Origin of the sequence: Photorhabdus sp. P32, assembly GCF_038085095.1 — a bacterium.
GTDB lineage: Bacteria > Pseudomonadota > Gammaproteobacteria > Enterobacterales > Enterobacteriaceae > Photorhabdus > Photorhabdus luminescens.
Genome location: NZ_JAZGJN010000154.1, coordinates 1 through 4308, shown reverse-complemented (window position 1 = coordinate 4308; position 4308 = coordinate 1). Strand labels below are relative to the sequence as shown.

The 4308-nt window shown below is 31.7% G+C and carries 5 protein-coding genes; 4 read left to right on the top strand and 1 reads right to left on the bottom strand.

Annotation, left to right across the window (positions count from 1 at the left end; translation table 11 throughout):
- Positions 1-44: 44 nt before the first annotated feature.
- The 4 genes from V2H77_RS01160 (at position 45) to V2H77_RS01145 (ending at position 3079) form a co-directional block, all read left to right on the top strand.
- Entirely contained in the window at positions 45-626 is a 582-nt protein-coding gene (locus V2H77_RS01160; protein WP_265379684.1) for an AidA/PixA family protein, read from the top strand.
- A 39-nt stretch (positions 627-665) separates the two neighbouring features.
- Entirely contained in the window at positions 666-1262 is a 597-nt protein-coding gene (locus V2H77_RS01155; RefSeq protein WP_341497332.1) for an AidA/PixA family protein, read from the top strand.
- A gap of 599 nt (positions 1263-1861) precedes the next feature.
- On the top strand, positions 1862-2443 hold the full coding sequence (locus V2H77_RS01150; protein ID WP_265379682.1) for an AidA/PixA family protein: 582 nt from the start codon (positions 1862-1864) through the stop codon (positions 2441-2443).
- Positions 2444-2482: 39 nt separating this feature from the next.
- Positions 2483-3079: an AidA/PixA family protein gene (locus V2H77_RS01145; protein WP_341497331.1), complete on the top strand. Its 597-nt coding sequence runs from the start codon at positions 2483-2485 to the stop codon at positions 3077-3079.
- A gap of 394 nt (positions 3080-3473) precedes the next feature.
- On the opposite strand, the gene V2H77_RS01140 is transcribed toward V2H77_RS01145, so the two are convergent.
- Positions 3474-4046 carry a tyrosine-type DNA invertase gene (locus V2H77_RS01140; RefSeq protein WP_265379680.1) on the bottom strand — a complete coding sequence of 191 codons (573 nt, stop codon included), beginning with the start codon at positions 4044-4046 and terminating at the stop codon, positions 3474-3476.
- Between the last annotated feature and the right edge of the window lie 262 nt (positions 4047-4308).

Below are 4308 nucleotides of genomic sequence, written 5' to 3'. Positions count from 1 at the left end.
TGATTGTTAAACAATCTAACACTTTATTGTGAAGGAGAATAGATATGAGCGACGCTATAGCGATTTCGAAACACCAAACTGTAGATATTCTTATTTGTGTGGATGTAGAAGCTATTCTTAGTAATTATGATTTAAGTAAATCAAAAACACTCGGGACGGCAAAATCAGTACATAATAAATATTTTTATTATATAACAAGCAATGGAAATCTTTATACTCCTAAAAATAATGCTAAGGGAGAGTTAGAGGTAACGATTAACGTTGCTGATGACATTAGATGGAGGCCAATGTCTTTGACTCAGCAATTTGAATATACAATACTTTTATGTCATATGAGATTACAAGCTGATGACGGTGGTGATGTTTCGCTTATAACATTACCGCAACTTGATTATGGTAATATTTCTATTCCTTATTTGGCTAAAGATGATAATAATAATATAAGTAGTGTGGTATATAAAAGAGATGGAGAAAGTCATGGCGGACTAATAACAAGATATTATCATCAATCAACAGCTCAGAGGGCGGGACGCGGTTCGTATGTCTGGTATATGAAAATATATCGTAAAAAACAACTCATTGGATATATTGGTCATGATCCTTTCATTACAGTTCTAGATGATTAAATACTTATAAAACTAATATATAAAAATAGGAATAGTATTATGAATAATGTTGAATATACAGAGCCGAATGATATAAGACCCATTAATAGTGTACAATTGATTGATGTTCTTGCCGTTGTCGATGTAACAGCTATCAAAAAAGATCTCGGTAATTCCATTAGTCAGGACCCTAGCAAACCAACTGCAATGGATGATAAATACATTTATTACATTACTTCTCAAAATAATATCTATGTTCCCAAAAATAATGCTCAAGGTACACTTTTAATTCAAGGTAAGGTAGGGGATGTCGTTAGATGGCGAGCTTCTACTCTATCAGCTCAATTTGATGAGCAGGTATTTCTATATCATATGGCCGGAGTAGGCGCCAACTCGATAGTTTCGCCGCCAACCCTAACTTCAGCGATATCTCAAGTCGCGGCCCCAAGCACAGATGCAACAATAGGGACGAATCAAGACTATCCTGTCGTACTGGAAACGCGTAATATTTTCAATCAAGGATCTAAATTACGGACTCCAGGTATAGCCAAATATTCATGGTATATATCCATTTTCGAAAGATGGAATGTTCCAGCCAACGTTGGTTATCTTGTTGGCTATCTTTCTCATTCTCCAAATATTCAAGTGGTTGATTAGATTTAACATTACCTAAAAATTTAGTAAATCAACCATGAAATATTAATAGTTGGTAAGCTATCACTGGAAAACAGAGTATAATTTCCAGTGATCTTACTTTATTTTCAATGAGTAATGATAATCTAATTATTCAACTAAATAATATACGCATTACGTCAAGAATAGGCAGAATTATATTTAATATAAAAATTTCATTGATATATTACTTGCTAAATATATCAAATTCATTCTCATTTTATTATTAAACTAAAAATTTATAGCTGGATTAGTTATTAGATATTTTATTTTTCACTAAGTGTTTTTATTGTTAGTTATGAAAAAAATAATTTCATAGTTAAATATCAGGGAGGGATAATTTTAACGTAAGAGAGAATGTTGAGTTACTCATTTTTACAATCAGTGATTTAACACTAAGAATAATAATTTGGTGGTTTAATATTAATATGAATCTTATTGGTATGTTGAAAAATTATTATAAAAATACAAGTAATTTGATTTTAAAAACTATGATTTATATTAGTGGTTTTTTTTGTCTTAATTATTAATATAAAAGATGATTGTTAAACAATCTAACACCTTATTGTGAAGGAGAATAGATAATGAGTGACATTATAGAGAGTGTAGGATATCAAGTTGTCGATATTCTTATTTGTGTCGATGCAGAAGCTATCGTTAGTCATTATGATTTAAGTAAATCACAAACATTAGAAACTGCGAAGGCAGTATCTAACAATTACTTTTATTATATAACAAGTACTGGGAATCTTTATGCTCCTAAAAATAATGCTCAAGGTGAGTTGGAGATAACTGTCAATGTTGCTGATGACATTAGATGGAGGCCGATGTCTTTGACACAGCAATTTGAATATACAGTACTTTTATGCCACATGAAAGGAACTGCGATTAGCGGTAATGATGTTACGCTGATAACATTACCGAAACTTGATTATGGTAATATTTCTATTCCTTATTTGGCTAAAGATGATAATAATAATATAAGTAGTGTGGTATATAAAAGAGATGGAGAAAGTCATGGCGGACTAATAACAAGATATTATCATCAATCAACAGCTCAGAAAGAGGGATACGGTCAATATACCTGGTATATGAAAATATACCGTAAAAAACAACTCATTGGATATGTTTGTCATGATCCTTTCATTAGAGTTCTAGATAACTAAATACTTATAAAACTAATATATAAAAATAGGAATAGTATTATGAATAATGTTGAATATACAGAACTGAATGATATAAAACCCGTTAGTGGTGTACAATTGATTGATGTTCTTGCCATTGTTGATGTAACAGCTATTGAAAAAGATCTCGGTAATTCCATTAGTAAGGACCCTAGCAAACCAACTGTTATGGGTGATAAATATATTTATTACATTACCTCTCAAAATAATATCTATGTTCCCAAAAATAATGCTCAAGGTACACTTTTAATTCAAGGTAAGGTAGGGGATGTCGTTAGATGGCGAGCTTCTACTCTATCAGCTCAATTTGATGAGCAGGTATTTCTATATCATATGGCAGGGGTCGGCACCAACTCGATAGTTTCGCCGCCAACCCTAACTTCAGCGGTATCTCAAGTTGCGGCCCCAAGCACAGAAGCAACATTAGGAACTAATCAAGACTATCCTGTAGTACTGGAAACGCGTAATATTTTCAATCAAGGATCTAAATTACGTACTCCGGGTATAGCCAAATATTCATGGTATATATCCATTTTCAAAAGATGGAATGTTCCAGGCAACGTTGGTAATCTTATTGGCTATCTTGCTCATTCTCCAAATATTCAAGTTGTTGATTAAATTTAACATTACCTAAAAATTTAATAAATCAACCAATGAAATGTTAACAGTTGTAAGTTATCACTGGAAAGAAGAGTATAATTTCCAGTGATTTTATTTTCTTCATTCCTGCGAAAGTACCCATTCACTTAATAATGGAATTTATTATTAAAACTCCCCTTAAATACATGGTTTTATTTAATTGCTTTATTCATTAATTTCTAAAAAAATTTAAAAGTAATTATAAGAGATAATAAGTAGTATCTTATAATGTGAATAATTATTATATCGTATAAAAAACCCTCATCAGTATACGGACGAGGATTTTTACAATGGGATAATTAGATGGTTTTTTTGTTTCCAAGAGAAATAGTTTCTCATGCTACATTTCTTACATAAAAAAGAGATATTGAAACTAATCGAGTCCTTTTGCAGGAGCCTCCCATATTTTGAAGAACCGTTTTACATTGCTTGCAGTGTAAATAACGGTATGGGATATATTTCGATGACCGAGATAATCTTGAATAAGGCGTGTATCTCTTCCTAAATCAGCGAGAGCGTAACCACAAGCATGTCTTAACATGTGTGGATGAGGTGAAATATTAACTAATGCTTGCTTGCCATAACGCTTTAATAAACCATAAACTTGCTGGCGTGAAATAGCTCCTGATTTTTGTGATAAAAAGACCCATGCTGTATCTGATTCTCGCCAACTCTTTCTAATATTAAGCCATTGATTCAGCGCTTTAATTTCTTCTGGTATTAGCGGATGTGTTGTTGATAATCCCCCTTTTAATCGCCTGACATGAATAATTTCTGAGCTAAGATCAAGATCGGATAACGTTAGATTACATAGCTCACTCACTCTAAATCCATGAATGAAGCACATCAATAACATGCAATAATCTCGCTCAGCGTGACGTCCCTGACGTGCTTTTTCTAAAATCGCATTAATTTCATATCTGGTTAAAAACTTACGTTTCTTCATGAAAATAATTCCTGTGAAATTGGGGCGGATTGTTATAGGTAGAGAAATAATATTAATCTACCGGAATATATCAATTAATAGAACTTTTATAAAATTATTAGCTGGTAACTCTATTTATTTTGACCAAAATCTATAATTATCGTTTTTAGATAGTTATAAATAGCCATTTTTTAATAGAAAATATCAGCTTGTAAGCTTAGTAATTATATATCTGGAAATTATTTAACAATAAAAAGAAACTAAACAGAATGCACCAAACTGT

What these genes read in the sequence shown, in the direction of transcription:
- V2H77_RS01160 (WP_265379684.1), top strand. Translation starts at nt 45, where the DNA reads ATGAGCGACGCTATAGCGATTTCGAAACACCAAACTGTAGATATTCTT.
- V2H77_RS01155 (WP_341497332.1), top strand. Translation starts at nt 666, where the DNA reads ATGAATAATGTTGAATATACAGAGCCGAATGATATAAGACCCATTAAT.
- V2H77_RS01150 (WP_265379682.1), top strand. Translation starts at nt 1,862, where the DNA reads ATGAGTGACATTATAGAGAGTGTAGGATATCAAGTTGTCGATATTCTT.
- V2H77_RS01145 (WP_341497331.1), top strand. Translation starts at nt 2,483, where the DNA reads ATGAATAATGTTGAATATACAGAACTGAATGATATAAAACCCGTTAGT.
- V2H77_RS01140 (WP_265379680.1), bottom strand. Translation starts at nt 4,046, where the DNA reads ATGAAGAAACGTAAGTTTTTAACCAGATATGAAATTAATGCGATTTTA.